The 26,868-nt window shown below is 68.2% G+C and carries 20 protein-coding genes and 1 tRNA gene; 6 read left to right on the top strand and 15 right to left on the bottom strand.

Annotation, left to right across the window (positions count from 1 at the left end; all coding sequences use genetic code 11):
• Nucleotides 1-507: 507 nt before the first annotated feature.
• A complete protein-coding gene (locus tag BKY59_RS16120; RefSeq protein WP_076073159.1) occupies nt 508-2,892 on the bottom strand; it encodes a DUF3772 domain-containing protein in 2,385 nt (794 codons plus the stop codon).
• An 89-nt stretch (nt 2,893-2,981) separates the two neighbouring features.
• The gene (locus BKY59_RS16115; RefSeq protein WP_076073158.1) at nt 2,982-4,370 is read right to left on the bottom strand and encodes a TIGR03013 family XrtA/PEP-CTERM system glycosyltransferase; all 1,389 of its coding nucleotides are present in this window, start codon (nt 4,368-4,370) and stop codon (nt 2,982-2,984) included.
• Nucleotides 4,371-4,564: 194 nt separating this feature from the next.
• Between BKY59_RS16115 and BKY59_RS16110 the strand changes: the two genes are divergently transcribed.
• Nucleotides 4,565-5,512 (top strand): aldo/keto reductase, encoded by a 948-nt coding sequence (locus BKY59_RS16110; RefSeq protein WP_076073157.1) that lies wholly within the window; start codon nt 4,565-4,567, stop codon nt 5,510-5,512.
• Between the two features lie 22 nt (nt 5,513-5,534).
• Here the strand turns inward: BKY59_RS16110 and BKY59_RS16105 are convergent, their stop codons facing one another.
• A complete protein-coding gene (locus BKY59_RS16105) occupies nt 5,535-6,941 on the bottom strand; it encodes a helix-turn-helix domain-containing protein (protein WP_076073156.1) in 1,407 nt (468 codons plus the stop codon).
• A 321-nt stretch (nt 6,942-7,262) separates the two neighbouring features.
• On the opposite strand from BKY59_RS16105, the gene BKY59_RS16100 reads away from it, so the two are divergent.
• Nucleotides 7,263-7,826, top strand: coding sequence for an outer membrane beta-barrel protein (locus tag BKY59_RS16100; protein WP_076073155.1), 564 nt, complete (start codon nt 7,263-7,265; stop codon nt 7,824-7,826).
• Between the two features lie 249 nt (nt 7,827-8,075).
• On the opposite strand, the gene BKY59_RS16095 is transcribed toward BKY59_RS16100, so the two are convergent.
• The 5 genes from BKY59_RS16095 to BKY59_RS16075 all read right to left on the bottom strand — a co-directional run bounded on the left by BKY59_RS16095 (nt 8,076) and on the right by BKY59_RS16075 (nt 14,914).
• Nucleotides 8,076-9,395 (bottom strand): amidohydrolase, encoded by a 1,320-nt coding sequence (locus BKY59_RS16095; RefSeq protein WP_420822102.1) that lies wholly within the window; start codon nt 9,393-9,395, stop codon nt 8,076-8,078.
• Between the two features lie 16 nt (nt 9,396-9,411).
• Nucleotides 9,412-10,056, bottom strand: coding sequence for a DUF4893 domain-containing protein (locus tag BKY59_RS16090; RefSeq protein WP_076073153.1), 645 nt, complete (start codon nt 10,054-10,056; stop codon nt 9,412-9,414).
• A gap of 74 nt (nt 10,057-10,130) precedes the next feature.
• Entirely contained in the window at nt 10,131-10,916 is a 786-nt protein-coding gene (locus tag BKY59_RS16085; protein ID WP_076073152.1) for a 3-hydroxybutyrate dehydrogenase, read from the bottom strand.
• Nucleotides 10,917-11,078: 162 nt separating this feature from the next.
• The gene (locus tag BKY59_RS16080; protein ID WP_076073330.1) at nt 11,079-12,245 is read right to left on the bottom strand and encodes a patatin-like phospholipase family protein; all 1,167 of its coding nucleotides are present in this window, start codon (nt 12,243-12,245) and stop codon (nt 11,079-11,081) included.
• A gap of 32 nt (nt 12,246-12,277) precedes the next feature.
• Nucleotides 12,278-14,914 carry a M1 family metallopeptidase gene (locus tag BKY59_RS16075; protein ID WP_076073151.1) on the bottom strand — a complete coding sequence of 879 codons (2,637 nt, stop codon included), beginning with the start codon at nt 14,912-14,914 and terminating at the stop codon, nt 12,278-12,280.
• Nucleotides 14,915-15,109: 195 nt separating this feature from the next.
• On the opposite strand from BKY59_RS16075, the gene ypfJ reads away from it, so the two are divergent.
• Complete coding sequence (gene ypfJ / locus BKY59_RS16070; RefSeq protein ID WP_076073150.1) at nt 15,110-15,997, top strand: KPN_02809 family neutral zinc metallopeptidase; 888 nt, start codon at nt 15,110-15,112, stop codon at nt 15,995-15,997.
• Between the two features lie 118 nt (nt 15,998-16,115).
• Here ypfJ and BKY59_RS16065 read toward each other — a convergent pair whose 3' ends face one another.
• Entirely contained in the window at nt 16,116-17,108 is a 993-nt protein-coding gene (locus BKY59_RS16065; protein ID WP_076073149.1) for an NADP-dependent oxidoreductase, read from the bottom strand.
• A 153-nt stretch (nt 17,109-17,261) separates the two neighbouring features.
• On the opposite strand from BKY59_RS16065, the gene BKY59_RS16060 reads away from it, so the two are divergent.
• A tRNA-Ala gene (locus BKY59_RS16060) sits at nt 17,262-17,337 on the top strand.
• A gap of 41 nt (nt 17,338-17,378) precedes the next feature.
• Here BKY59_RS16060 and BKY59_RS16055 read toward each other — a convergent pair.
• The 3 genes from BKY59_RS16055 to BKY59_RS16045 are packed head-to-tail and all read right to left on the bottom strand — an operon-like array spanning nt 17,379 to nt 20,832.
• The gene (locus BKY59_RS16055; protein WP_076073148.1) at nt 17,379-18,641 is read right to left on the bottom strand and encodes a DUF3526 domain-containing protein; all 1,263 of its coding nucleotides are present in this window, start codon (nt 18,639-18,641) and stop codon (nt 17,379-17,381) included.
• Nucleotides 18,641-20,077 carry an ABC transporter permease gene (locus BKY59_RS16050; RefSeq protein WP_076073147.1) on the bottom strand — a complete coding sequence of 479 codons (1,437 nt, stop codon included), beginning with the start codon at nt 20,075-20,077 and terminating at the stop codon, nt 18,641-18,643. The genes BKY59_RS16055 and BKY59_RS16050 overlap by 1 nt, the downstream gene beginning before the upstream one ends.
• Nucleotides 20,074-20,832 carry an ABC transporter ATP-binding protein gene (locus tag BKY59_RS16045; protein WP_240500152.1) on the bottom strand — a complete coding sequence of 253 codons (759 nt, stop codon included), beginning with the start codon at nt 20,830-20,832 and terminating at the stop codon, nt 20,074-20,076. Before BKY59_RS16045 ends, BKY59_RS16050 begins: the two co-directional genes overlap by 4 nt.
• 121 nt (nt 20,833-20,953) lie before the next feature.
• On the opposite strand from BKY59_RS16045, the gene BKY59_RS16040 reads away from it, so the two are divergent.
• Nucleotides 20,954-23,116 (top strand): TonB-dependent siderophore receptor, encoded by a 2,163-nt coding sequence (locus tag BKY59_RS16040; protein ID WP_076073146.1) that lies wholly within the window; start codon nt 20,954-20,956, stop codon nt 23,114-23,116.
• Here BKY59_RS16040 and BKY59_RS16035 read toward each other — a convergent pair.
• The 3 genes from BKY59_RS16035 to BKY59_RS16025 form a co-directional block, all read right to left on the bottom strand.
• On the bottom strand, nt 23,099-24,529 hold the full coding sequence (locus BKY59_RS16035; RefSeq protein WP_076073145.1) for a PepSY-associated TM helix domain-containing protein: 1,431 nt from the start codon (nt 24,527-24,529) through the stop codon (nt 23,099-23,101). The genes BKY59_RS16040 and BKY59_RS16035 overlap by 18 nt on opposite strands.
• A 155-nt stretch (nt 24,530-24,684) precedes the next feature.
• The gene (locus tag BKY59_RS16030; RefSeq protein WP_076073144.1) at nt 24,685-25,089 is read right to left on the bottom strand and encodes a hypothetical protein; all 405 of its coding nucleotides are present in this window, start codon (nt 25,087-25,089) and stop codon (nt 24,685-24,687) included.
• Between the two features lie 60 nt (nt 25,090-25,149).
• Nucleotides 25,150-25,626: a MarR family winged helix-turn-helix transcriptional regulator gene (locus BKY59_RS16025; RefSeq protein WP_076073143.1), complete on the bottom strand. Its 477-nt coding sequence runs from the start codon at nt 25,624-25,626 to the stop codon at nt 25,150-25,152.
• 85 nt (nt 25,627-25,711) lie between these two features.
• Here BKY59_RS16025 and hppD point away from each other — a divergent pair, with 85 nt between their 5' ends.
• Nucleotides 25,712-26,776 carry a 4-hydroxyphenylpyruvate dioxygenase gene (gene hppD / locus BKY59_RS16020; RefSeq protein ID WP_076073142.1) on the top strand — a complete coding sequence of 355 codons (1,065 nt, stop codon included), beginning with the start codon at nt 25,712-25,714 and terminating at the stop codon, nt 26,774-26,776.
• The last annotated feature ends 92 nt before the right edge of the window (nt 26,777-26,868 follow it).

Genomic DNA, 26,868 nt, shown 5'->3' with positions numbered 1-26,868 from the left:
AAAATTTTGCATCAACTCGTGGGCTGATTAGACCGGCGGAATCACCAATTGTAAACCTTCAGTCTAGCTCCCTGCGGTCGAGGCGGAGAGCCACGACGTTGCCTTTGATGATACCTCAAGAAGCACCTGATCGTTGAGGCTTCTCCACGTCTCACCCGAAGTGTCGAACTGGACTATGTGATAGCGCCGTCCACAGGTGCGCCAACTCATACAGGGGCATCGGTTGGGCGTTTCGTCCCAAGGCAGATCAGCCAGTCGCCGAAGCTCCGCATCGGCCTCTTCTCGGCTAGCATATTCGCCGATCCACTCAGCGTGCCACTCATCTTCGATCACGAACATTGAGGATTACTACGCCGGTCTATGGGTAATTTCCATCGAACCCTGCCTACTCGTGATGCAAAACTCACAAGTTTTGCATCGTCTCGAAGTGACGAGAGCCGCTCATATTTTCTGATGCACAATGCCGATGCAAAACGGCCGTCATATTGGACCACGCCGGATGGGCAGCTACCCTGTCGGGTCCGGCTTCCCTGCACGCGTCAACCGCACCTCCTGCGCCGGCGTCTCCAAGTGGATCCCTGCCTTCGCGAACCGGTCGATCATCTCGAACAGCACCGCGCTGCGCGTCGGATATGCCGCGCGCGGGCCGGCGACATAGGCGAAGCTCCTGAACGTCACCTGCCCGCCGGTCAGCGCGTCGATGAAGATCACCGGGGCGGGGTCGGCCAGCACGTCGCCATTGTCGGCATAGATCGCCGCGAGGATATCGCGCACAGCCTTCGCATCCGTCCCCACCGGCACCGCGAAATCGATCTGCATCCGGCCGATCGGGTCGGCCAGCGTCATGTTGCGGATCGTCTTGGTGATGAGTTCCGAATTAGGCACGATCAGCGTCGACCGGTCCGCGATCTGGATCTCGGTCGCGCGCACGCTGATCTTGCGAACGTCGCCTTCCTGGTCGCCGATCCGGACGAGATCGCCGATCTTGACCGGCCGTTCGGCCAGCAGGATCAGCCCCGACACGAAATTCTGCGTGATCGCCTGCAAACCGAAACCGATGCCCACCGACAGCGCGGACAGCACCAGCGCGATCCGTTCCATGCCGATGCCCAGCGAGGCCAGCGACCACAGCACCGCCAGCAGGATGCCGGCATAGCGCACCATCGTCGCCACCGAGTTGCGCGCGCCCGCATCCAGCGCGGTGGCCGGCAGGTAGCGCGTTTCCAGCCACCGGCCGATCGCGCGCATCGCCGCCAGCGCGACGAGCAGCACGGCCAGCGAGCGCAGGATGGCACCCGGCGCGATCGTCACCTGACCGATGGTGATGCCCGCTGCGGCATCGCGCACCCGGTCCACCGCCGAAATCAGGTCGGACTGGAACCCCGCCGCCACCGCCGCCACCGCCAGCACGATCAGCGCGACGCGCAGCAGCGCGGACAGCAGGACGCCGAGCTGGTCGATCGTCTGCCCGCGCACGCCGGTGCCGGCCTGCGCCGCACGGCCCAGCCGGCTGCCCGACGACAGCAGGGTCGTCACGATATCGTCGATCCCGGCCAGCAGCAGCGTCACCGCGCCGGCCACGACCGCGATCCACAGCGTCTGCCGCATCACGAACAGCGCGAACGGGACATAGCCCAGCAGGATCGCCGCCAGCGCCACCACCACCACGCCCCACGCGGCGAGCAGGACCAGCGTGATCGCCGCGCCGCGCGGCGCTTCGGCGTCCGTCCCGCCGCCCGCCCGCCCGTCGCCCGCCCGTCCGTCGTCCCGCGCGGCGCGCAACCGCGCGATCGTCACCAGCACGCCGCCGATCAGCGCGGCATAGGCGAGCGCCGTCACCCCCTCCCCCGCCACGCGGGCGGATGTGGACAGTCCGACGATCCGGCTGCCGGCATTCACCACCGCGTCCGTCATCAGCGCCAGCCCCGCGGCCCATCCCCATGGATGCAGCGCCTGCGCCGCCGTGTCGCCGATCGCCAGCAGCCGCCATGACGGCTGCCGCCGCAGCAGCAGGCACCCGCACAGCGCGACGACGAACCCCGCGACACTCCCGCCGACTTGCAGGCTGGTCGCCAGCATGTCCGCCCGCGGCCCCAGCGCGCCGGCCCAGCGCAACCCCAGCACCAGCACCGCCAGCGCCAGTGCATTGGCCAGCGTACCGACCAGCAGGAACCACAGCGCCAGCCCGGTCCGCCGCGCCCGGCTGCCCGGTGCGCTGTTGATCGCATAGGCGCGCCCCGCGCGGCGCAGCCAGAGGCGCAACGGAAACGCGATCAGCCCTGCCAGCACCAGCCCGACCAGCATCATCCAGGCCTTGCGACCGGTCAGCGCGCGGCCGAACACCGCGCCCGAATCGTCGGCAAAGCGCACGACCCGCCGCCCGTCGCGCGGCAGATCCCGCCAGATCGCGGCCCACAAGGCCGGGCTCAGCGGCGATGCCACGCGGGCCGACACCCGTTCGCCAAATTGTTCGGCGCGTGCGCCCGCAATCTCGTCCGCCAGCTGCGCGGCCTCCACCGACAACAGCCGGCCGCGCTTGATCGCCCCGTCCACCGTGGCGTGCGATGCGATCAGCGTCCGGCGCTGCGCGGTAATGTCGGCCGCTTCCGCGGTCGCCGGGCGCGGGCCAAGTTCCGCGATACGCGCATCGATCAACGCGAGCTCGGGGGTCAGCTGGGTCACCGCCGCGTCCGCGCGCGCCTTCACCGCGGCGGCCCGGTCGCGCAGTGCCGCCTGCACCTCGGCACTGGCGGACGCATCGAACGCGGCGTCGACGCGCTTCAGCTCCGCCGTGGCGATCGCCAGGGCGCCCTCCGCGGCGGTGGTACGGACCGTCACCTGCGCGGCGGCAGGCGCGGCAAGGATCAGGAACAGGGCGATCAACAGGCGCATGGCCGTCCTCCTAACCGCTCGGTCGTGGCCTGACGAGCCGGCCGTGACCCGCGCCACCGCCGGTTTCCGCTCGCTCGCCCCACCGCAGCTTAGCGGGCGCCGTCGTTCCACAACAGCACGCGGACCGTCTGCAACAGGATCAGCAGGTCGAGGAACGGCGTGTAGTTCTTCGCATAATAAAGGTCATATTCCAGCTTGTGGCGCGCATCGTCCAGGCTCGCCCCATAGGGATAGTTGATCTGCGCCCAGCCGGTGATGCCCGGCTTCATCATGTGCCGTTCGGCGTAGAAGGGCAGCTTGGATTCCAGGTCGGTCACGAACTGCTGCCGTTCGGGGCGCGGCCCGACGAAGCTCATATGCCCGGCCAGCACGGTCCACACCTGCGGCAGTTCGTCGATCCGCAGCTTGCGCAGGATGTGGCCGACGCGCGTGATCCGCGGATCGTCCTTTTCCGCCCACACCGCCTGCCCGCCCACTTCGGCGTCCTGCCGCATCGACCGAAGCTTCACGATCGGAAACTCCACGCCGTACAGCCCGACGCGGTGCTGGCGGTAGAAGGCCGGGCCGCGGCTCTCCATCTTCACGATCGCCGCGCACAACAGGACGATCGGCGCCGACAGGATCAGCAGGATCAGGCTGGCGATCAGGTCGAAGACGCGCTTGGCCACCTTCGACAGGCGCTGCCCCGACGAAAATCCGTCCGAAAAGATCAGCCAGGACGGATTGACGCTGTCCAGGTCGACGCGGCCCGTCTCGCGCTCGAAAAAGCTCGACAGTTCGTTGACATGGACGCCGGTCGTCTTGATCCGCAACAGATCGGCCAGCGGCAGCGCGTTGCGCCGCTCGTCCAGCGCCAGCACGACCTCGCTGGCATTCAGGTTCACCACATGCTCGGCCAGGCTTTCGATCGCGTCGCGGTGGATTGCGGACGATATCCGCGGCGGATCCTGCGTCATGCCGATATAGCCGACCACCAGGAAACTGGATCCCGGCACCTTCGCCAGGTCGCGGATCCGTTCGGCACGGCGGCCGGCACCCAGCACCATGATCCGCCGCTTGAACGCATGCCCGCCGATCATCCCGCCGAACAGCGCGCGGAACAGCATCAGCACGACGAACGCCGCGCCGACGGCATAGACCGAGTTGGACCGCCACAATGTCAGCCAGGGCAGCAGAAAGAACAGCAGCGCCAGGAACGCCAGCCCCAGCGCCATGGCCACCAGCAGCCGCGCCGCCGCGAACCGCATCGATTGCAACGCCTGCGGACCGTATGCGCCGACCGCCATCATCGCCAGCTGGATCGAAACGGCGAAGCTCAGCAGCTGCACAAACCGCGTATGCACCGGCAACGCGACGGACCCCAGCTGCCAGATCCGCAGCTGCCAGCCTGCCTCCGCGCAGCACAGCAGCAGCCCGAACTCGATGAAGGCGAGCAGGAGAACCGCATAGGGCACATAATGTTTGAACAGTCTGATCACATGATTGTCGCCCGCGATGCTCCGGTTTCGCGACCATTCTGCCCCAACTTTGCAAACAATTCCTTAGAAACCAGTGCCAAGACGCATATCGCGACGAACCGGTGCCCACGTCGCGGCGGGTTGCGCCCTATGCCGGAACGGCCGCGCCGCCCGCCTCGTTCATTCCAGTAGCAGGGTTGTACAGGAGCGTACGCATGACGACGACCAGCCCCCTCGGCAACAGCGGCCTGACGATCGCGCCGCTCGTCCTCGGCGGCAATGTATTCGGCTGGACCGCGGATCGTGCCGCCAGCTTCGCCGTCCTCGACGCGTTCGTCGCGGGCGGCGGCACGATGATCGATACCGCCGATCTCTATTCCGCCTGGGCACCGGGCCATACCGGCGGCGAATCCGAACGGATGATCGGTGATTGGCTGCGTGCGTCCGGGCGGCGCGACGACGTGCTGATCGCGACCAAGGTCGGCATGCTGCCCGGGGACGGCGGCACTGGTCTGGCCCCGGCGCGGGTCGCCGCTGCGGTCGATGCGTCGCTCGCCCGGCTCGGCACGGACCGGATCGACCTGTATTACGCGCATTGCGACGACCCGGCGGTGCCGCTGGCCGATATGCTCGGCGCGTTCGACCGGCTGGTCCGGGTGGGCAAGGTCCGCGCGATCGGCGCATCCAACTTCACCGGTCCGCGGCTGGAGGAGGCGGCCGGCGTCGCCGCCGCGCATGGCCTGACCCCCTTCAGCGTCGTCCAGCCGCATTACAATCTGCTCGAACGTGCGGAGTTCGAAACCGATCTGCTGCCCGTCGTGGCGGAACGCAGGCTCGGCGTGCTGCCCTATTACGGGCTGGCCGCCGGGTTCCTGACCGGCAAATATCGTCGCACGGATGATCTGGTCGGCGCGCGCGGGGCCGGTGCCGCCAGATATCTCGACGCACGCGGTCTGGCGGTACTCGGCGCGCTGGACATGGTGGCCGCCCGCCATGTCGCCAACCCGGCGCGCATTGCCCTTGCCTGGCTCATGGCCAAACCCGGCGTCGCCGCGCCGATCGCCAGCGCCACCAGCGCGGACCAGGTGGCGGACCTGATCGCCGCCATGACCATCGCGCTGACCGCGGACGACATCGCCGCGCTGGATGCCGCCGGGGCCTGACCGGTCGCCCGGTCTTCCGAACTCAGTCGCCCGCAAACCCGAACGGCACGGTCCCCCGCTCGCGTTCGTTGAACAGCAGCGGGCGTCCGGCGGGCGGTTCGGCGCGTTGCGGACAGGCGGGGCGCAGGCACCGGCGGCAACCCGGGCCGATCGGCGTGGCCGGCCCCGCCATCAGGTCCCGCCCCCGCGCCTGGATCAGTCCCGCCGCCATCGCCGCCGGCAACCCCAGCCCGACGACATGCTCCGCCCGGATCCCCGCTGCGGATCGTGTCGCCGGACGTACCGTGCGGGCGATCGTGAACCAGCGCCGGCCATCCTCCAGTTCGACCAGGTCCGTCGTCGCCTCCCCCGGCCGGTCGAACGCCTGCGCCAGCCGCCACAGCGGGCATCGCCCGGCCTCAACCAGCGGGGCGGCCGATGTACCGGCATAGCGTTTGCTCGCCTGCCCCGCCCGGTCGATCCGCAGCATGAAGAACGGCAGGCCGCGCGCCCCCACCCGGCCGAGCGTCGTCAGCCGGTGCGCCACCATTTCATAGCTCGCGCCGAACCGGCCCTGCAGCACGTCGATGTCATAGCCGGTCGCCTCGCAGGCCCGCAGGAAGCGCCCATAAGGCATCATCATGGCGGCAGCGTAATAGGATGCCAGATGTCGCCGGAACAGTCGTTCGGCCGCCCGGTCGGCAAATCCCGCTCCCGCCGCCAGCGCGTCGATCTCGCCCTTCGCCTCCAGCAACGCCAGTTGATACGCCGCCTGGAACAGCCGGGACGCCGGCGCCAGCATCTCGCTCAGCTGCAGCTGCCGGGCATGCAGGTCCAGCCGCCGCAGGTGGTCCGGCATGACGTCGACGGGCAGGATGCGGATCGCGATCTGGTGCCGGACGCGCAGCCGCTCGGCGATCGCGGCATAGAGATCAGCGGCCCCCAGCCGCAGCTCGTCCGCCAGCGCCTCCGCCGCCGTATCCAGATCCGCGAAATGGTTGCGCCAGCGTTCGATCTCGCGCCGGACGGGTCTGGTCGGATCATCCGATACCGGCACCGCGGCCACGCCACCCCCCCGATCGCTCGCCCCATCACCCAGCGCGTCGAACATCCTTGCGAACGCTTCCGCCGCGCCGGGTGCGGCGGCCAGCCACTCGTCGATCTCGGTCCGGTCGATGCCCAGGTCGGCAAACATCGGGTCCGCCAGCCGCCGGCGCATCGCGTCGCTGCCGCCGCCCGGCGCATCTGCCGCCAGCAGCCGCGGGTCGATATCGAACGCATCGGCGAACTTCAGCATCAACGCGGCGGTCAACGGCCGTTGGTTGCGTTCCAGCAGGTTCAGGTAACTGGCGCTCGCGCCCAGCGCGTCGGCCATCGCCGCCTGGGTCAGCCCGCGCGTGCGCCGCAACCGCCGGATCCGCGCGCCCGCGAAGATTTTTCGTTCCGTCATGGCCAGCCCCCGGCCAATACGATGTTGGATTTCCCCCGTCCTGACAAGTCGCGCCGGCCGACGCATAGTTGCCTGCATGCAACAGCCGATCGCCTGCTGCATTGCAGCGGGTCGCTTTTTGAACGGCAGGGTGCTAGCGGGCTGCATCCGTGTTGGCCGACTCGTCGCCGCCCGGTTAAAACTGTGCTCTCGTTGCAACACGAAGATTTGTTCCGCGCGGTCTCGCAACCGCGATCCGACTGGTCTGTTTCGACGATGCTGCCACCAACGGCTCTGGGCCGGCGGTGGCGATGTATATCGCTTACTACGGAAGGTTATCCGATGAAGAAACTCCTCCTCGCCGCGCTCGTCGGCGCGACCATGATCCCCGCCGCGGCATTCGCGCAGGACACCGCTCCCGACGGGACCGCGGCATTTGCGCTTGAGCCGTATTTCGGCGTCCAGGGCGGCTATCATGATTTCGACAGCGACAACCGTGGTCCGCTGACGTCCAACTGCAACGGCGCGTCGGGCTGCCCCGACGGCGGCCTGGTCGAAGGCTTCGCCGGCGTGAACGTCGCGGTCGGCCCCGGCTTCGTCGGTGTCGAAGGCAACGTCGCGAAGGGCTTCAAGGGCCTTGATTGGGAATATGGCGTCATGGGCCGCGTCGGCGCCCGCGCCGGTGAATCCGGCCTGATCTACGGCAAGTTCGGCTACCAGTGGGTCGACACCAAGGACAAGGGCAAGGACGACAACTGGGCCTATGGCATGGGCGTCGAAGTCGGTCCGAAGGACATCGGTCTCGGCGGCCTGACCGGCAACTCGGGCGCGCGTCTCCGCCTCGAAGCCACGACCTATGATTTCCACAGCATCCGTCCGATGGCCGGCGTGGTTTTCCACCTGTAATCACGGCGTGGCCCGCATGGGCCGCGACATGACGAACGCGGGCGCGGTTTCTCCGGAAACCGCGCCCGTTCTCGTTTATGCGGAGCGCGCCCGCGTCATGGGCATGACCAAACCCCCTCACCCCTCCGGGAAGAGCGCAGGGAAGACGGAACCCTGTTTCGATACGAGTTCGCGATACGCGCAAGGGCGCTACTCGGTCCCTGCGCGGCACGAACGGACTGGCGGGCAGGCGATCCAGCCCGCCCCCCCTCACCCCTTGGGCATCAGTTCCAGTGCAGCCGTCACCATCGCCTCGGTCGCCGTCTCGATCGTCACCGCCGCATCCGGCGCCCAGAACGGGCTGTGGATCGACGCCAGCTTCGTCACATCACCCCCTGCCGCGTCCCATTTCGCCTGCGGCACGCCGCCCACCCAGAACAGCAGGCTCTGCACGCCGTCCTGGTCCAGGCTGAATCGGCTGAAATCCTCGCCGCCCATCTGCGCGCGCAACTGCTGCACGCGCGCCTTGCCGAACCGGTTCGTGAACGCCGTCGTCACCCGTCCGGTCACCGGCTGCGTGTTGAACGTCGCGGGGGTGAATTCGTCCTTTACCACCATCACCGGCATCCGGTCGTCGGGCATGCCGGCCGCGATCGCCTCGCCCCGTGCGATCCGCGCGATCCCGTCGATCAGGATCTTGCGCACCGCGGGCGTGTAGCTGCGCACCGTCAGTTGCAGTTTCGCCTCGTCGGGAATGATGTTGTGCTTCGTCCCCGCCAGGAAGCTGCCGACCGTCACCACGCCCGCCTCCTGCGCGTCGATCTCGCGCGCGACCAGTGTCTGCAACGCGGTCACGATCCGCGCGGCCAGCACCACCGGGTCCTTCGCCAACTGCGGATAGGCCCCATGCCCGCCCACCCCCTTCACCAGCAGATCGACGGAATCGACATTCGCCATCGTGTAACCGTCGGCATAACCGATCGTGCCGGCCGGCAACGCCGCGCTGTCATGGAACGCCACGGCAAAGGCCGGTTTTGGGAACCGCGTGTACAGGCCGTCGTCCAGCATCGCCTTGGCGCCCGATCCGATCTCCTCGGCCGGCTGCGCCACCATCACCAGCGTACCGGACCAGCGATCCTTCATCGCCGCCATCCGCCGCGCGGTGCCGATCCATGCGGTCATATGCGTGTCGTGCCCGCATGCGTGCATCACGCCGGTGGTCGCCCCCTCACGCGTCTTCGCGGTGATCTTGCTGGCAAAGGGCAGCCCGGTCCGCTCGATCAGCGGCAAGGCGTCCATGTCCGCGCGCAACAGCACCACCGGCCCCGCGCCATTCTTCATCACCGCGACGACACCCGTCCGGCCGACCCCGGTCGTCACAGTGAAACCCAGCCGCCTGGCCTCCGCCGCCAGGATCGCCGCGCTCCGCACTTCCTCGAAACTCAGTTCCGGATGCGCGTGCAGATCGCGGTAGATATCCAGCAACTGCGGCATGTCGCCCCGCACCGCGGTGGTCAGCGGGTCCGCCGCCGCCGCCGCCCCGAAGCAGACCATCACCGCCGCGAGACCCGTCCATGCCGATCGTCGCATCATCGTCTTCCCCCCGTCACGCCGGCACCAGTTCCACCACGTCGAACAGCGATTCCCAGCGCGGCGCGGGCAGCAGCAACCGCCAGCGAAGCGGCCCGATCCGTTCGATCCCGCCCACCAGGTCGCGTTCGGGGTCGCGTCCATATTCCAGCGCGCGCCGCTCGTCGCCCAGCATCATGGTGCCCAGAAAGATCATCCGCCGGTCGTCCTGCGGATACAGCGTGCCGACCGGCCGCTGCGATCCGTTCAGCTTGACCAGGCTCAGCGTCCCGTTCGGCCCCGCCGCGATCCGGCACGAGAAAGCGGGATAGGCGACATAGTCCAGCAACCCCGGGCTGCGCGCACCCAGCTTGGTCGTGCGGCATCGATAGAGCCCGACCGGCGGCAGCACCCCCGGCAATGCCCGGTCGGGTTGCAGCAACGCCCCTTCCGCCGCCACCTTCGCGCGCGCGCCCGATGCGTTGGCGCGGGCGAGTGCGGCGACCCAGCTCTCCCGCCAGCCGCGCAACCGGGCACGGTCTGCATCGCTGATGACTGCGCGCCACCCCCCGGCCGGCTGCAGGGCGGGCGGCGCGACGGGCGGATCGGCACGGCCGCCGCCGCCCGCACATGCGGCCGCCAGCAGACTCAGGATCGGAAAACTCAACGAGATCTGACGCATGCGGGCTCCCCGAGGGCGAGCATAACCGGAACCGGCCCGCGCGCAACTCATCGCGGCCCGCGGCATCGCGGCGGTCAGGCCGCGGTCCAGCCGCCATCCATCGACAGGTTCGCACCGGTGATCGCCTTGGCCGCATCCCCGCACAGGAACAGCGCCAGCGCCGCCACCTGTTCGGACGTCACGAATTCCTTGGTCGGCTGTGCCGCCAGCAGGACGTCCTCCATCACCTGCTCACGCGTCAGGCCGCGGGCCTTCATCGTATCGGGGATCTGATTTTCGACCAGCGGGGTCCAGACATAGCCGGGGCTGATGCAGTTGGCGGTGATGCCGTGCTGCGCCACTTCCAGCGCCACCGTCTTGGTCAGCCCGACCAGCCCGTGCTTGGCCGCGACATAGGCCGCCTTGTTGGGGCTCGCGACCAGCGAATGGGCGGACGCAGTGTTGATGATCCGCCCCCACCCCTTGGCCTTCATCCCCGGCACCGCGGCGCGCAGGACGTGGAATGCGGACGTCAGGTTGATCGCCAGGATCGCGTCCCACTTCTCGATCGGGAACTCCTCGATCGGCGCGACATATTGGATACCTGCATTGTTGATGACGATGTCCGGCCCGCCCAGCGTCGCCGCGCATTCCGCCACCATCGCCGCGATCTGGTCCGGCCGCGTCATGTCCGCGCCGCTATAGGCGGCCTTCGCGCCCGACAACGTCTCCAGCCCGGCGCGCTCCGTCTCGATCGCGTCGGCATCGCCGAACCCGTTTATCATCACCGCGGCCCCCTCCGCCGCCAGCGCCTTCGCATAAGCGAGGCCGATGCCGGACGTGGACCCGGTAACGAGCGCGGTCTTGCCTTTGAGGAACATGGCGGATCTCCGGTAAAGTTAGTCGGGACACAACTTCGAAACCGTCATCCTGACAGAAGTCAGGATCCATTATCACTACGGCGCAGACACCCCCAACCGTAGCGATAATGGATCCCAGCGTCCGCTGGGATGACGGTCGAGAGGGATGTTCTTACGTAAAACCTACCGTTTCCCCAGATCAAACGCGGCGGTCTTCCCATCCAGGATGTTGCGCGCGACCAGCCCGCTATGCGTCATCGTCTCGGCCACGGCCACGCGCCCGGCGGCCCAATGCTCGTCCATCGTCCGCGCGGAGAATTCATAGTCGCGCGATCCGCCCTCCCACGCATTGGCGCGGTAGATCAGCTGCACCACGTTCGCGGCATAGTCCCGCGCCGCATCGCGCAGCGCGGCGACGTCGGGATCGTCCACCAGCTCGGCCGGCAGCTTCACCAGCACCGCGCGGATCAGTTCGCGTTCGCGGCGCAGCCGGATCATCATGTCCGACACCTGCCGCGTCCGGCTGCTGAACTGAATCTCCTTCGCGCGCGCCGCGACGTCCATGATCGTGCGCGGATGCTCGTTCGACGCGGGGAACAGGTCGACCTGGAACACCAGCATGTCGGCGAACTGCGTATCAAGGACATGGCTCAGCGGCGTGTTCGACACCAGTCCCCCGTCCCAGTAACAGCGCCCGTCGATCTCGACCGGCGGCAGGCCCGGCGGCAGCGCGCCCGACGCCATGATGTGGCGTGCATCCAGCCGTTCGATCCCGCTGTCGAAATAGCGGAAATTGCCGCTGTCGACGTCGACCGCGCCCACCGAAACCCTGACCGGCCCGTCGTTCAGCAGGTCCCAGTCGATCAACCCGTTCAGCGTGTCGGCCAGCGGCGCGGTATCGTAGAAACTCAGCGCGTCCGGCGTGCCCGGGATCGCCCACATCGGCGGCACCATGCGCGGCTTGAAGAACCCCGGCACCCCGAACGTGGCAACCATGCCCGCGGACCATTCATGCAGCCATTCGCGCGCATCGGTCGTCTGCCAGATCGGGAAACTGGGCAGCATGCCCGACAGCATCGTCCAGAATTCGCGCAACCGTTCCACGCGCCGTTCGGGTGGATTGCCGGCGATGATCGCGGCGTTCACCGCGCCGATCGATATCCCGGCGACATGGTCGACCGAGACGCCCGCTTCGTCCAGTGCCTCGTACACGCCGGCCTGGTAGGAACCGAGCGCACCCCCGCCCTGCAGGACGAGAGCGACCTCGTCCGGCAACGGCAGTGGTGCATCCCCCCGCCGCGCCGCCCGCCGCGCGGCCGGATCGCGCGCCGGGGCTTTGCGGGCCTGCATATTGCCGGCCGTCGGATCGCGATCCGCCACGGTCAGCGCGCCGCCGCCGACTGCGCCCATGCCGCCAGCGGCGCACGCTGCATCGCCTTCAGCCCCGCGCGATACCGGATCTGCGACACGGTCGTGTCCGCCCCCTGCCGCGACGCGGGCGGCAGATTGGCCTGCGCATAGCTTGCGACCCGCGTTGCGACCGCCGGGTCGGACGCCTGCGCGGCCAGCCCGACAATGTAGCGCGGCCGCGAACTGGCCTCGACCAGCGCGTTCACCTGATCCTTGTGTGCCGCCGCCCAGTCGAACGTCATGCCGGGATGCGCCTGTGCCGCCCCGCGGATCAGGTTCGCCCGGTCCGGCACCGTCGCCTCGTTGGTCAGCGCCAGGTCGAGCGCGCGCTGCGCCAGCGCCGGATCGGCGACATTGCCCAGCCGCGAATACAGGCTGCGCCGCACGCCGGCGTCCTTCGATGCAGCCGCCAGTTTCCGCATCGCGTCCCACTGCTGCGCGGTCGCGTTGGACAGGAATACGCTCGTCACCGGCTCGCGCACCGCGCCCGGAATATCGTCCAGCCCGCCGGCCACCAGCTTGCGCGCGCCCGCCACGACGTCCGGATCGCCCATGCCGCCCAGCACCTGGATCAGCGTTTCGCGCAGGATGCTGTCCGACGGCGATTCACCCGCCCGTGCGGCGAAACCGACCCGCCGGAACTGCGGCGCCAGCAGGCCGCGCGCCCGCGTGCGATAGGCCGCCTGCGCCGGATCGCCATCGAGCAATGCATCCAGCGAACCCAGCTGCGTCGCCGCCAGATCCCACACGATCGGCGATGCGCCCTGCGGGATCCGGTCGACCAGCGTCAGGTAGCGGCCGAGCGGCGCGTAACCGCCATTGGCCAGCGCGACGCTGTCGCCCATCAGACCCAGCTGATCGGTCAGCGCAAGTCGCGCGAAACCGCGCGACAGCGCCTCGAAATGACCGGGCGCGGGCAAGGTGCGGTAATAGCCCTGCTGGCGCGGGTTGATGACCAGCGGGCCACACCCGGCCGCCGTCGCCGGCTGCCGCGCGGCACCGCTGATCATCGCGCTGGTCGCGACCCCGCCCGTCGTCATCTCGACCGGCACGATCCAGCGCTGCTGCACCTTGGAGGCCGCATCCAGTCCGAACCGCCCCTGGCTCAGCCCGATCCGGGTCCGGCCGCCCGAACAGACCGGCTCCGTCCCACGGATCAGCGGCACGCCGCCCTGCAGCGTGAAACTGTCCATGAACGGCTTGACCGGCCGCCCGGCGGACGCGGACACCGCGCGCCACAGGTCGTCGGTCACCGTGTTCCCATATTGATGCTTCGCCATATAGGCGCGCACGCCATTGCGGAACGGATCGGCCCCGACAGCACCCTCCAGCATGCGGATCACCGCCTGCCCCTTCTGGTACGTGATCGTGTCGAACGCCTGGCTCACCTCGTCCACCGTCCCGATCTTCTGCACGATCGGGTGAGTCGACGCGCGCGCATCCACCGCAAACGCGGATTGTCGCGCACCGGCCACATCCTGTGCCGGCACGTTCCAGTCGGGGTTCAGGTCGCCCGTAACCTTGGCCGCCATCCAGGATGCGAAACCTTCGTTAAGCCACAGATCGTCCCACCACTGCATGGTGACGAGGTCGCCGAACCACTGGTGCGCCATTTCATGCGCGACCACGTTGAAGATGTCCTGCCGCTGCGTCTCGGTCGACAGCTTCGGGTCGAGCAGGACCGCCCGGTCGAAATACAGGATCGCACCCCAATTCTCCATCGCGGAAAAGAACTGGCTGGAACCCGGCGCCGCGATCATGTCCATCTTGGGCAACGGATAGGGCACGCCGAAATAGTCGTTGTAATAAGGCAGGATGCGCGCCGCGGCATCCAGCGCATAGTCCGCCTGCGCCAGCGCGCTCTTGCGCGTGATGACGCCCACTTCGGTGTTGCCTACCATCCGCGCCTTCCGCTCGATTTCCCCCTGTCCCAGGAACAGCAGGTAGCTCGACATCTTCGGGCTCTTGGCGAACGTCACCACCGTCTTGCCGTCGGCGCGCCTGGCCTGCGTCGTGATCGGCATGTTGGAGAAACTCGACTGTCCCTTCGGCGTCACCGCGGTCAGGCTGAATGTCGCCTTGGCACCCGGCTCGTCCCACATCGGCGCGAAGCGGCGCGCGTCGGCCGGTTCGAACTGTGTCACGACCATCCGCTTGGGCGCATTGCCGTCCTGATAATCGACCGCGAACATGCCGGCCGCGCTCTCGTTGATCTTGCCGGAAAAACTCATCGCCAGCCGGTGCGTACCGGCGGCGATCGGGCTGGCGAAATCCAGCGTCAGCGTCTGCGCCGCGGCATCCAGCGCCAGCTTGGTCGGGGTCAGGCTGTTGTCCAGCTTGGCATAGCCCACCGCCAGGTCCGCGGCGTTCAGCACGATCCGCGTGGTCGGGCGCGCGACCGCGATCGTCACGGTCTCGCTGCCGCTGAACACCAGCTTCTGCGCGTCGGGTTCGACCATGATGTCGTAATGCACCGGCGTGACGCCGGGCGGCAGTCGCCCCGGCTGCTGCCCGTTCACTGCCGGCACGGGCCGCACCGGCGCGGGCGCGGCCCCGATCAGCGTGGCGGAGGCGAGAAGCAGGACGGACAGCCGGGCGATCGATGGCATCGGATGATGTTTCCTTGTACAGGATAGGCGGCCCGCAAACGGGCATGCGCCGTGAACGCGCATGACTAATCCGGCTTGACGCGCGCCACAAGCGGGACGCCGCTGCGGTACGATCCCTGCAACGCATTCACCCGCCATGGGATGCAACCGGTTTGCGATGCCGGACATTGTAACGGCAGCGAAAGGGGTTTCATCATGCGGCTCGACGATTATCGGACCAGCGACAATGTCGAAGACCAGGGGTCCGGCAATGGCGGCGGCGGGGGTTTTGGCGGCGGCGGTGGCGGGGGCGGCATCTTCGGCCTGCTGTTCGGCATCGTGGCCAGCCGCTTCGGCATCGGCGGCATCGTCGTACTGGCGATCGGCGCGATGCTGCTCGGCATGAACCCGCTGTCCATGCTCGGCGGCGGCGCGACGTCCAGCGGACCGCGCACCGGGGCCACCACCAATGCGGCCGAGGCCTGCTCTGCCGATGCCGCCCAGAAATTCTCCTGCCAGGTTCTCGCCAGCACCGAAGACACCTGGGCCAAGCTGTTCGCGGAACGCAACCGGCAATACACCCCGGCCGGCCTCAGCTTCTACGACCGCTCCGGCAACTCCGGTTGCGGCCAGGCGCAGTCGGCAATGGGTCCGTTCTACTGCCCGACCGACAAGAAGATCTACCTCGACACCGCCTTCTACACCGAGCTTCAGCAGAAGTTCGGCGCACCCGGCGATTTTGCGCAGGCCTATGTCATCGCGCATGAGGTCGGCCACCATGTCCAGGACCTGGAAGGCACGCTGGCGCAGGCGCGTCAGGCGCAGCAGGCGACGTCCGAAACCGCCGGCAACGCGGTGCAGGTCAAGGTCGAGCTTCAGGCGGACTGCTACGCCGGCGTCTGGGCCGCCCGCAACCCGGGCATCATGTCGCCGGGCGATGTGCAGGAAGGGCTGACCGCCGCGGCCGCGATCGGCGACGACACGTTGCAGGGCGACCGTGCCCGCCCCGAAAGCTTCACCCATGGCAGCGCCGCGCAACGCAAACAGTGGCTGGAACGCGGCCTGAAGAGCGGCGACCCGGCGCAGTGCGACACCTTCGCCTGAAGCACCGCCCTTAATCGCCGTCATCCCGGACTTGATCCGGGATCCCGCTTCTTCCCTTCTGCCGGAGGACAGCGGGATCCGGGATCAAGTCCGGGGTAATCGCCCCTAAGTCGACGCCCTACGCCACCCGCACCAGCATCTTCCCGCTGTTCCCGCCCGAAAACAGCGCCATGAACGCCTCCGGCGTCGCTTCAAGACCGTCATGCACGGTCTCCTCGCTCCGGATCTTGCCCGCCTGTACCAATGCGCCCATCTCGCGCAGGAACGTGTCGGCTTCCGCCTGGAAGTCGCTGACGATAAAGCCGCGCAGCCGGATCCGCGCCGCCACGATCCGCATCAGGTAGCGCAACTGCACCGGGTCCGCGCCGTTATAGCCCTCGATCATGCCGCACATCGCGAACCGCGCACCGTCGCGCGCCGTCGCCAGCGCGGCATCGAGATGCCCGCCCCCGACATTGTCGAAATAGACGTCGATCCCGTTCGGTGCGGCCACCTTCAGCTTCTCCACCAGCGACCCGTCCGACTTGTAGTCGATCGCCGCATCCGCCCCGAGCGATTCAACGAAGGCCACCTTCGCCGCGCCACCCGCCGAACCGACGACCGTCATGCCCTTGGCCTTGGCGATCTGCACCACCGCCGATCCGACCGCACCGGCCGCCGCAGACACCAACACCGTTTCGCCGGGCTTCGCTTCCGCCACGGACAGCAGCCCGAACCATGCGGTCATCCCCGGCATGCCCAGATGCCCCAGATACCGCTGGACGGGGATATCGCCGGCCGGGATCTTCTGCACCGCGGCGGCGGGCAGCACGGCCTCGTCGCGCCATCCGGCCATGTGGACGACATGGTCGCCGACCGCGAACCCGTCCGCGCGGCTCTCCACGATCTCGCCCACCGCGCCGCCCTGCATCGGTTCCCCGATCGCGAACGGCGGGACATAGCTTTTCGTGTCGTTCATCCGCCCGCGCATATAGGGATCGACCGACAGCCACCGGTTGCGGACGCGGATCATCCCGTCTTCCACCGTGGGCAGGCTCAGGTCGATCAGCGCGAAATTGCCGGCGGCAGGCATGCCGTTCGGGCGCGACGTCAGGGTCCAGGCGCGAGCCATGTCATATCCTCTCGAAGTGATCGGACGGACCTAGGCCTCCCTTACGCGCACGTAAAGCAGAGCGTGACGAACGGCGCCGCCGCCACTGACGAAAAATGATTCGGCCCGTTGCCAGTCCCCGGCGCGGTCGTTACAGACTGCGCCTACGGGTCTGGGGCTGTAGCTCAGATGGGAGAGCGCTGCAATCGCACTGCAGAGGCCAGCGGTTCGATTCCGCTCAGCTCCACCAGCCCCCACCGCGGATGCCCGCGTTTTATCTTCCCTTCATCATCAGCCGCCGGGCGTATCCGCGAAGCGCGGCGCGCGATCGAAATCGGCCTTCCCGAACGGCCGGTCGCGGAACAGATAGCCGTAATAGAAGGACCGCAGTCGTTCGTGATACGCACGGATGCGGTCCTGATAGGCCAGTTGCGCACGCAGATCGGTGCGCGCCATCCGCATCAGCAATGCCTGCACGCCGATCGGCGGCAGCAGCCGGCTGAGCGCACGGCCACCCGCATCGCGACGATCGAGTCCGTCGCGATAGGCCCGGACCGCATCCGCGACGCTCTCGTCCCCATTCTGATGGAAGGCGAGATACCATTTATAGTGGAACGCCGGGCCGAGCGGGGCTGAATCCGCCCATATCGGATGCCGGGCGTAGAAGCGCCGCATCGTGGCATCGCGCGGCACGTCCCACGCGCCGTTCACCGCCTCCCGCTGCGCCATCGCGATCTCTGCCCCCTGGTTGACCGGGATCGCGCCGTTGATCGCGACATTGCCCAGCGTCGGCACGATCAGCACCAGCACGAGCCACGCCGCCGCCAGCGTCGCGGCGTTTGCGACCGAACTCCAGCGCAGCCGACCGACGAGCGCCGCGAGCGCCACCCAGAAGAACAGATACGCCGCGACCAACCCGACCACGATCAGCACCTGCCCGAACGCGACGCCGGCCATCGCCGCGGCGACGGCGAACGGCACGCCGATGACCGCCCACAGCAACAGCAGGCGCAGCACCGTCCTGCGCCGCCACAATGCCCGCCCGCCGTTCGGCAGTGCCTCCAGCATCCGCTGCCGCCCCGCCTCGCGTTCGGCGGAAACGAGGTCGTGGAACAGCGCGATCACGAACAGCGGTGCTAGGAAGACCAGCACGAACGCGAAATCGAACCGACCCGGCAGCGCGAGTTCGGGATTGAACATGTCGCCATCATAGATTTGCGCCTCGATCCCCAGCGCGCGGACGCGGACGATGAAGGGCGCGACATCGCGCATGCCCAGCGCGGCGAAAGCGAGCGGCGCGGGCGCGTCCCACGTCGGATGGAAGCTGTAATAGGCGGCGCTGCCGGCGTCCTTGGTCCGATCGACATACTCGGCGACGGCGCCGATATCCTCCGCCTGCGCCGCCGGGATCGCGGCGATCGCGCCGCGCTGGCGGGCGATCTCGGCCATGCCGGTCGCGAGGGCGGCAACGGTGAGCAGTGCCAGCAGGGCGAGCGCGCCGACCGTCAGCCGCTGGCGCAGGAGCAGCCGGAATTCATGGCGAAACAACCGCATCACCGCGCACCCAGACGACGGGTCGCCAGCGCCAGCAGGCCCGAGGCGCCCGCCAGCCAGCCGAGAACGACCGCCAGTCCGGGCAGCGCATCGCCGGCGAGCGCATGGCCGTCCGGTCCAACGAAGCGGAAATCGGGCACGGCCTGCCAGTTGTGCGCGGCGACGCGCTTGCGCCGGTCCGCACCGGCATCGGTCGCGCCATCGTCGGCATAGCTGACGGCCTCCATCTGCATCCGGTTCAGCCGCTGGACCAGGGCATAGCGATACGCCTCGGCCTGTTCCAGGAAACGGCGGTGCCCGGCAAAACCGGTCCCGGCGGCCGCCATCGACAGCGATCGCAGCGCGATGGCCGGGCTCAGCAACCCGACCCGATCGACCAGCCCGATCTGGCGGGCCTGCGCCGCGTAGCTCGCCTTCGCATGGCGGTCGTACAGCGATGCGGTCAGCCGCTCCCCCTCGATCGCGACGATACCCTTGTAGTTGATCGGCAGCTGTTCGACCGTTGCCACGCCGTAGCGGTCCAGCACCGCCTGCTTGAAACGGGCGAAGTGCGGATCGTCGGGGTTGTGGCTGTCGCCCATCGTCCGCAGGTCGCGCGCGACCGCTACCTCGGTCTGGAGCCGGTTACGCAGCGGGACCGCGGCACCGGCCAGGTCGGGCGCGACACGTGGCAGCAGCACCACCGTCACCGCCCACAGGGCGACGAGCGCGAGCAGCGCGTCGCGGGTGCGGCCGACCAGCGCGGAAACGAGCAGGATCAGCACCGCCCAGAGCGCGAGATACGCCGCATAGCCAAGCGCGATGACCAGCATCGGCACGGCAAGCGCCCCGGGTTCGGCAGCGATCGCGACCAGCCCGATCATCGCGGGCAACCCGCCGAGCAGCGCCACCGTGCCCAACGCCAGCAGCTTGCCGCCGACGACCTGCCCACGGCTGGTGCCCTGCAACATCAGCAGCCGCAGCGTGCCACGTTCCGTCTCGCGGGCGAGCGCCCCATAACCCAGGAAGATCAGCATCAGCGGCGCGACGACCTGCAGCACGAAGGCGGGCGTCAGCTGGCCGAAGCGGACGAGCAGCGAGCTTTGCCGGACATCCCCGAAATTCGCGCTGTTCTGCCGATGTCCCTCCAGGAACATGCTGTTGCCGGTGAACGCATCCACACCCGGATCGAACGCGGCGAGCGGGCCGAGCGGACGGAAGATGAACGTGCCATAATGCACCATGCGGTGCGGATGCCGGTCCGGCTGCCCCTTGAACGCGGCCTCGGCGGCGTGGGCGTGGCGCGCCCGCAGCGTGGCGATGCCGCGCTGATGCGTCCAGGCACTCGCCGCTGCGACCAGGGTCAGCAGAATCAGGAGCACGAAGGCGATGACCGCGACGCGGTTTCGCGCCATCAGCCGCAATTCGTCGCGCGCGATCAGGCGGACGACGCTCATGCCGGGATCCGTGCGCTGCCGGTCTGGAAACGCGCATGGAGCGCCCGCACGTCGAACCGGTCCGGCCCGCTCGCCTTCACTTCGTGCGCGACGCGCCCGGCCTCGAGGAACGCGATCCGGTCGGCGACGTCGGCGGCGGACAGCAGATCATGCGTCACCATCAGCACCGCGGTCCCCCGCGCGCGGACCTGCACCAGCAACCCGTTGAAATCCGCGGTCGCGCGCGGATCGAGGCCCGATGTCGGTTCGTCGAGCAGCAGCACCGGCACCCGGCGCAGCAGCGCGACCGCGATCGCGACCTTCTGCCGCATGCCCTTGGAAAAGCCGCCCAACCGCTGGTCCCAAGCCCGTTCCTGCAAGCCTGCCGCGGCCAGCGCGTCCGTGATCGCACCGCGGCCTTGCCGTTCACCGGACAGCGCCAGCAGATAATCGGCATTCTCGACCGCGGTCAGATGCTCGTACAGCGCGACATTCTCGGGCAGGTACGCGATGCGCCGCCGGGCGCCGTCGGGATCCGCCGCCGGATCGATCCCGCATACCGCGATCGTCCCCGATTGCGTACGGGTAAAGCCCAGCAATGCCGAAAGCGTGGTCGATTTGCCGGCACCGTTGCCGCCCAGCAGCGCGGTGATGCTGCCCGCCGGCACGCGCAACGACAGGCCGTCCAGCACGCGCTGCGCGCCATAGGCCAGCATCAGATCCTCGATCAGGATCGGGTCGGGGGTCGGCGGCATCACCGTCTCGGCATGGGTCATGACCGCCCAATGCCGCACCCTTTTGCATGTGACAAGGTATCATTAGCAATGTTACATCATATCTTGCATAGCGTCTCCTGCCAGGGCCGCACTGTGTCCGGTCCATGTCATCAAGGGGGATATGATCTTGCGTCTGTTCATGCGCGCCGGCTCCGGGGCCGGTGCCCTTCCGCTCGCCGTCGCGCTGTCCTGCGCACCCGCCTTCGCGCAGGCGGACGAGGTCGGACCCGCCGAGTCCGAGCGTGCCGAGATCACCATTACCGGCGTCCGCCAGCCCTATCGCGGCAATTTCAAGCTGCGCGAGATCCCGCAGGCGATCGCGACGATCGACGAAACGGTCATCGCGCAGAACGGCATATTGCGTCTGACCGACGCGCTGGACCTGAACGCCTCCGTCGTGCGGCAGAACACGCTGGGCGGCCTGTGGGACAGCTTCGCCGTGCGCGGGTTCGCGGGGGACGAAAATCTGCCGAGCGGCTATCTGGTCAACGGGTTCAACGCCGGGCGCGGGTTCAGCGGGCAGCGCGACGTGGCGGGGATCGAGCGGGTCGAGGTGCTGAAGGGACCGGCGGCGGCGGTCCTGGGGCGCGGCGAACCGGGCGGGTCGATCAACCTGGTCACCAAGCAGGCCGAACTCGGCCGCACCTTCGGCACCGCATCGCTGCAACATCGCAGCTTCGACACCCTGCGCGCCGAGGGGGACGCGAACCTGTCGCTGACCGACACGCTGTCCGTGCGGCTGATCGGCTATGCCGAGCGCGGCGACACGTTCCGCGATACGGTCCGGCAGAAACGCTGGGGGTTCCTGCCGTCGGTCGGCCTCAAGCTGGGGGCCGCGACGCGCCTCACCTATGATTTCGAACTGACGCGCGTCGCGGTGCCGTTCGATCGCGGCATCGTCGTGCTGAACGACGATTTCGACACCGTCCCCCGATCGCGTTTCCTGGGTGAGCCGGGCGACGGCGACACCGTCGCCCGCGCCACCGGGCACCAGTTGCGCCTCCAGCATGACTTCAACACGCGGTGGAGCGTATCGGTCGGTGCCAGCCACCGCGACACGCGGCTGACCGGCTCTTCTTCCGATGCGGAGACGGTGCGGTCGCGCCAGAAGCTCTATGTCGACGGCCGGTCGCTGTCGCGTCAGCGCCGCTCGCGACGCTACACCTCCGAACATAGCGTGCTGCGGGCCGAGGTCGCCGGCGAATTCAACACCGGCACCCTGCGCCACCGCGTCCTGATGGGCGGCGATTTCGACCATTTCGACACGGATCAGCTGTTCACGCGCTATCGCGGCCCGGTGGTGACACCCGCCACGACCGACCAGGCCGGCTATGTCCTCGATCTGCAGAACCCGGTATATGGCCGCTTTCCGCCGCCCGCCACCGCCCCGATCACCAACCGGCTCGATGTCCAGCGGACGATGGGCGCCTATGTGCAGGACCAGATCAGCCTGACCGATCGGCTGCAGGTCCGGATCGGCGGGCGCTATGATGACTTCCTGCTGCGCGTCGACAACCGCCTTACCGACGTGCTGGGCCGGCGGAAGCGCAGCCGCTTCAGCCCGCAGGCCGGCATCGTCTATGAACTCGGCAAGCCCTTTTCGCTCTATGCCGCCTATGGCGAGGGATATCGCGCCAATATCGGCGCGGATGCGGCCGGCAACGTGTTCGAACCGGAAACCAGCCGGTCGATCGAGGCCGGCGTGAAGCTGACCGCGCTGGGCGGCCGGCTGACGGGGACGCTCGCGGCCTATCAGCTCGAAAAGTCCAACGTGCTGGCCACCGACACGCTCAATCCCGGTTTCGCGGTCGCGATCGGCAAGGCGCGCAGTCGCGGAATCGAAGCGGATCTGAACGGTCGTCTGCCCGGTGGCATCGAACTGCTGCTGAGCTATGCCTATACCGATGCCGAAGCGCGATCGCGCGTGCTGGACCCAAGCTTCTCGTTCCAGATCGAACCCGGTGATCCGCTCATCAACATCCCGCGCCACAATCTGAACGTGCAGGCGGCGAAACGCCTCCGCGTTGCAGCACGCGATGCCCTGATCGGTGCGGGCGTCCAACATGTCGGCGCCCGCAATGGCGAGACCGGATCGGACTTCGCGCTGCCCTCGCACACGCTGGTCCGGGTCTTCGGCCAGGCCGACATCGTCGACGGCGTGCAGCTGTTCGGCTCCGTCACCAACCTGTTCAACGAACATTGGTACGCCAACAGCTACTCCCCCGTCTGGGTGCAACCCGGCGCACCGCGCACCGCCACGGTCGGGCTACGCGCCAGCTTCTGACCGCGGATCGCCCCACATGCAGAACAGCGCACAACGATCCACGATGACGATGACCAGCAGCGACAGCCCGAGCAACGGGAACAGCATGCCCGCCACGACCAGTATCGCGATCGCCCCGCCGATCCGCGCGTCGGGCATGCGGGCGGGTGCCGCCAGCCGGCCGGCCGGGCGGCGCTTCCACCACATCGCGATCCCGCTGACGACCAGCATGACGATCGCGATGCACGTCGCCAGCATCACGACCTGGTTCGCCAGCCCGAAATAATTCCCCATGTGCAACTGCACGCCAAGCTCGATCGCTTTGGCCGCCCAACCATAGTCGCGATAGCCGACCGCGCGGATCAGATCGCCGGACCAGCGATCGAAGGACAGCGTCCGCTGCCCCTGCGGCCGATCGGGATAGGTCGAGGCGGTGAACACGCCGGTCGGCCCGTCGGGCAGGAACAGCCGGTATCCGCCGGCCAGCCCGTGCCGACGCGACAGCGTCGCCGCAATGCCGTCGCTCGCGACGACGGCGGCGTCGTCATACCCCGCCGCCGGCATCGCATGGCCGACATGCCCGGCATGGTCCGCGGCATCATCTACCGCGGGCCGGGACGCGGGCATCGGGGCCAGTTCCATCGTCCACGGCACCGCGCCCAGCGCCGTCCGCATCGGGACGGCCGCCGCCGGTGCCGGCCCGGACCGGGTCCGGTCCGCCGCGGGATAGCCGATGCCCAGCAACGCCGTCCCACGGTTCAGCAGGTCGCCCTGAACCCCGGCCCACGGCAGTCCGGTCAATAGCAGGAACGCGATCAGCGCGACGCTCCACAACCCGGTCACCGCATGCAGGTCGCGCCAGAACGCGCGTCCGCCGCGCGCCAACCGGGGGTACAGGATGCCCGCCAGTCCCCGGCCGCCCCGCCCGCGCGGCCACCACAGGTACAGGCCGGTCGCGATCAGCACGATCGCCCAGCAGGCCGCCAGTTCCACGATCCGGTCACCCACCGTCCCCAGCGTCAGCGATCCGTGCACCGCCTCCGCGAACCCGATGAGCGTAGCGTCATAGACAGTCGCCCCCAATACGCGCGCCGTGCCCGGATCGACCGCCACCCGCACCGGATCGCCGCGATCCGGCGTCACGAACACCACCGCGGCCCGGTTACCCGCGGCCGGCAGGTCGATCCGCGTCGCAGCACCCGGATGCGCGGCCAGCGCCGCGGCGATCATCCGCGACGGCGGGGCCTGCTGCTGATGCGCCGCCACGAACCGCAGCTGCGGATACAGCGCATCGTCGATTTCGTCGTTGAACAGGTAGATCGCGCCCGTCACCGCCAGGATCAGCAGGAAGGGGGCCACGATCAGGCCGGCGTAGAAATGCCACCGCCAGATCGCGCGATAGGCGCGGTCATGGGTCGGGCGGGCGGTCGCCATCGGGGTCGCTCCGGTTCGAAGAATGCTTCGGTCTTGTCGGGTCGCGCCGCGCCCACGCGGTGCCGCGCCCCGGCACACCATGCCGGCGATCACGGTCGCACCCAACGCGGACGCTGCGTCATGATCGGCACGGGGTTCCCGGCCGGATCAGGCGATCAGCGGTGCGGCGGCGGCCCACGCAACGGCGGCCGGAAACAGGCGGCGGCGATGATCCGTTCGGCCGGCACCGCACGGAACAGCGCGGCAAGCACGAACGCGACCGCGCCGGCCAGCAGCAGCGGATCGACCGCCGCCAGACCCGCCGCAGTCAGCGCCATGAACCCGCACGGCACGCCCTTGCCCTGATGGTCCGGCTTGTCCGGCGCATCCGGATGATGTGTCATGCCCGGCATCGCCATCGTCGGCACGGCATAACCACTGCACGGTGCCACCCCGACCCCGCCCGCGGACATAACCGGCATGAACCCGGCGGGCACCAGCAACCGCATCAGCAACGCCGCCGCGATCAGCCACGCGCATGACCGGCGATGATGCAGCAGGACGTGGCGGAGCGGTGTCACGATCGCTCGATATGCGCTGCACCTTCGTATGTCATCCGGCTATAATGCCTCACGCCATGGTCAATCGGCATGCGGTCCCGGCTCGCCGGCCGACGCGCCGATCGCCAGCGTGATCGCGTCGATGCGCCGCAACGTCGCCACGAACCGCGTGATCTCGTCCGGGTCGATCCGCGCGAAGATCCGCTTCTCCAGTTCCAGCGCCTTGGGCGCGATCTGGCCGTGCAGTTCGCGCCCGGCGTCGGTCAGGCCCAGCAGATGCGACCGCCCGTCGTCCGGATTATGCACCCGGTGCAGCAGCCCGCGGCCGACCAGCGCGATCGCGGCGCGACTGACCGTCACCTTGTCCATCCGCGTCCGTGCCCCGACCGCCGCCTGCGTGATGCCGCCTTCCGCCACGACCGCGATCAGCCGCCATTCCGGAATGGTCAGCCCGAACAGCGTTTCATAGGCGCGCGCGATCGTGTCGCTCACCAGGTTCGACGTGAACGACAGCCGGAACGGAATGAAGTCGTCGAGGACGAGCGGCGGGCTGGACATCCGCCATCTGGTATCAGTTGACACGATCTGGCGAAAGACGCATGTTGGTTTCATAAGATACCAGTTTTGGAGGAGGATCGCGGATATGGATCATATGGACGTCAATCCGATGGGGCTGGACGGGTTCGAGTTCGCCGAATTCACCTCGCCCGATCCCGACCGGATGGCCGCGCAGCTGGAACAGTTCGGCTTCGTACCCGCCTCCGTCCATCCGACGAAGGCGGTCACCCGCTACAAGCAGGGCCGCATCAACCTGCTCCTCAACCGCGAACCGGTCGGCCATGCCGCGGAATTCCGCGCCGCACACGGCCCGTCGGCTAGCGCGATGGCGTTCCGCGTCCGCGACAGCCAGGCCGCCTATGCCAACGCCATCGCGGCGGGCGCGAAGCCGGCGCCCGCCGGTGCCGCGCTCGACGGCGTGGCCGCAGTGGAGGGGATCGGTGGATCGATCCTCTATCTGGTGGACCGCCACGGTTCAGCCGGCAGCCTGTACGACGACTGGACCCCGGTCCCGGGCGCGGCGGAGGCCGAAGCCGAGAACAGCGTCGGGCTCGACCTGCTCGATCACCTCACCCACAATGTCCGCCGCGGGCAGATGCGGACCTGGGCCGAATTCTACGGCCGCATCTTCGGGTTCGAAGAACAGAAATATTTCGACATCAAGGGCAAGGCGTCCGGCCTGTTCAGCCAGGCGATGATCGCCCCCGACCGCGCGATCCGCATCCCGCTGAACGAAAGCCAGGACGATCACAGCCAGATCGAGGAATTCCTGCGCGACTATAATGGCGAGGGGATCCAGCATCTGGCCCTCACCACCGACGACATCTTCACCACCGTCGAAAAGCTCCGCGCCCGCGGCGTGAAGCTGCAGGACACGATCGAAACCTATTATGAACTGGTCGACAAGCGCGTCCCCGGCCACGGCCACGACCTGGAACGCCTGCGCCGCAACCGCATCCTGATCGACGGCAACGTCGGCGAGGAAGGTCTGCTGCTCCAGATCTTCACTGAGACGATGTTCGGCCCGATCTTCTTCGAAATCATCCAGCGCAAGGGCAACGAAGGCTTCGGCAACGGGAATTTCCAGGCGTTGTATGAGAGCATTGAACTGGACCAGATCCGTCGGGGCGTCATCACCGTCGACGCCTGACCAAACAAAACCCGCTTATCCCGAGCGAAGTCGAGGGACCCTTCGAGCGCAGTCGAGAAGCCAACAGCACCCCTCGGCTACGCTCGGGGGGC

Source organism: Sphingomonas montana, assembly GCF_001956315.1.
Classification (GTDB): Bacteria; Pseudomonadota; Alphaproteobacteria; order Sphingomonadales; family Sphingomonadaceae; genus Sphingomonas_R; species Sphingomonas_R montana.
This window is presented reverse-complemented; position numbering and strand designations above follow the sequence as displayed.

Bases quoted from the DNA above. Each gene is read 5' to 3' on its own strand.
- BKY59_RS16120 (WP_076073159.1), bottom strand. From the start codon at position 2,892: ATGCGCCTGTTGATCGCCCTGTTCCTGATCCTTGCCGCGCCTGCCGCC.
- BKY59_RS16110 (WP_076073157.1), top strand. From the start codon at position 4,565: ATGACGACGACCAGCCCCCTCGGCAACAGCGGCCTGACGATCGCGCCG.
- BKY59_RS16105 (WP_076073156.1), bottom strand. From the start codon at position 6,941: ATGACGGAACGAAAAATCTTCGCGGGCGCGCGGATCCGGCGGTTGCGG.
- BKY59_RS16100 (WP_076073155.1), top strand. From the start codon at position 7,263: ATGAAGAAACTCCTCCTCGCCGCGCTCGTCGGCGCGACCATGATCCCC.
- BKY59_RS16095 (WP_420822102.1), bottom strand. From the start codon at position 9,395: ATGCGACGATCGGCATGGACGGGTCTCGCGGCGGTGATGGTCTGCTTC.
- BKY59_RS16090 (WP_076073153.1), bottom strand. From the start codon at position 10,056: ATGCGTCAGATCTCGTTGAGTTTTCCGATCCTGAGTCTGCTGGCGGCC.
- BKY59_RS16085 (WP_076073152.1), bottom strand. From the start codon at position 10,916: ATGTTCCTCAAAGGCAAGACCGCGCTCGTTACCGGGTCCACGTCCGGC.
- BKY59_RS16080 (WP_076073330.1), bottom strand. From the start codon at position 12,245: ATGCAGGCCCGCAAAGCCCCGGCGCGCGATCCGGCCGCGCGGCGGGCG.
- BKY59_RS16075 (WP_076073151.1), bottom strand. From the start codon at position 14,914: ATGCCATCGATCGCCCGGCTGTCCGTCCTGCTTCTCGCCTCCGCCACG.
- ypfJ (WP_076073150.1), top strand. From the start codon at position 15,110: ATGCGGCTCGACGATTATCGGACCAGCGACAATGTCGAAGACCAGGGG.
- BKY59_RS16065 (WP_076073149.1), bottom strand. From the start codon at position 17,108: ATGGCTCGCGCCTGGACCCTGACGTCGCGCCCGAACGGCATGCCTGCC.
- BKY59_RS16055 (WP_076073148.1), bottom strand. From the start codon at position 18,641: ATGCGGTTGTTTCGCCATGAATTCCGGCTGCTCCTGCGCCAGCGGCTG.
- BKY59_RS16050 (WP_076073147.1), bottom strand. From the start codon at position 20,077: ATGAGCGTCGTCCGCCTGATCGCGCGCGACGAATTGCGGCTGATGGCG.
- BKY59_RS16045 (WP_240500152.1), bottom strand. From the start codon at position 20,832: ATGACCCATGCCGAGACGGTGATGCCGCCGACCCCCGACCCGATCCTG.
- BKY59_RS16040 (WP_076073146.1), top strand. From the start codon at position 20,954: ATGATCTTGCGTCTGTTCATGCGCGCCGGCTCCGGGGCCGGTGCCCTT.
- BKY59_RS16035 (WP_076073145.1), bottom strand. From the start codon at position 24,529: ATGGCGACCGCCCGCCCGACCCATGACCGCGCCTATCGCGCGATCTGG.
- BKY59_RS16025 (WP_076073143.1), bottom strand. From the start codon at position 25,626: ATGTCCAGCCCGCCGCTCGTCCTCGACGACTTCATTCCGTTCCGGCTG.
- hppD (WP_076073142.1), top strand. From the start codon at position 25,712: ATGGATCATATGGACGTCAATCCGATGGGGCTGGACGGGTTCGAGTTC.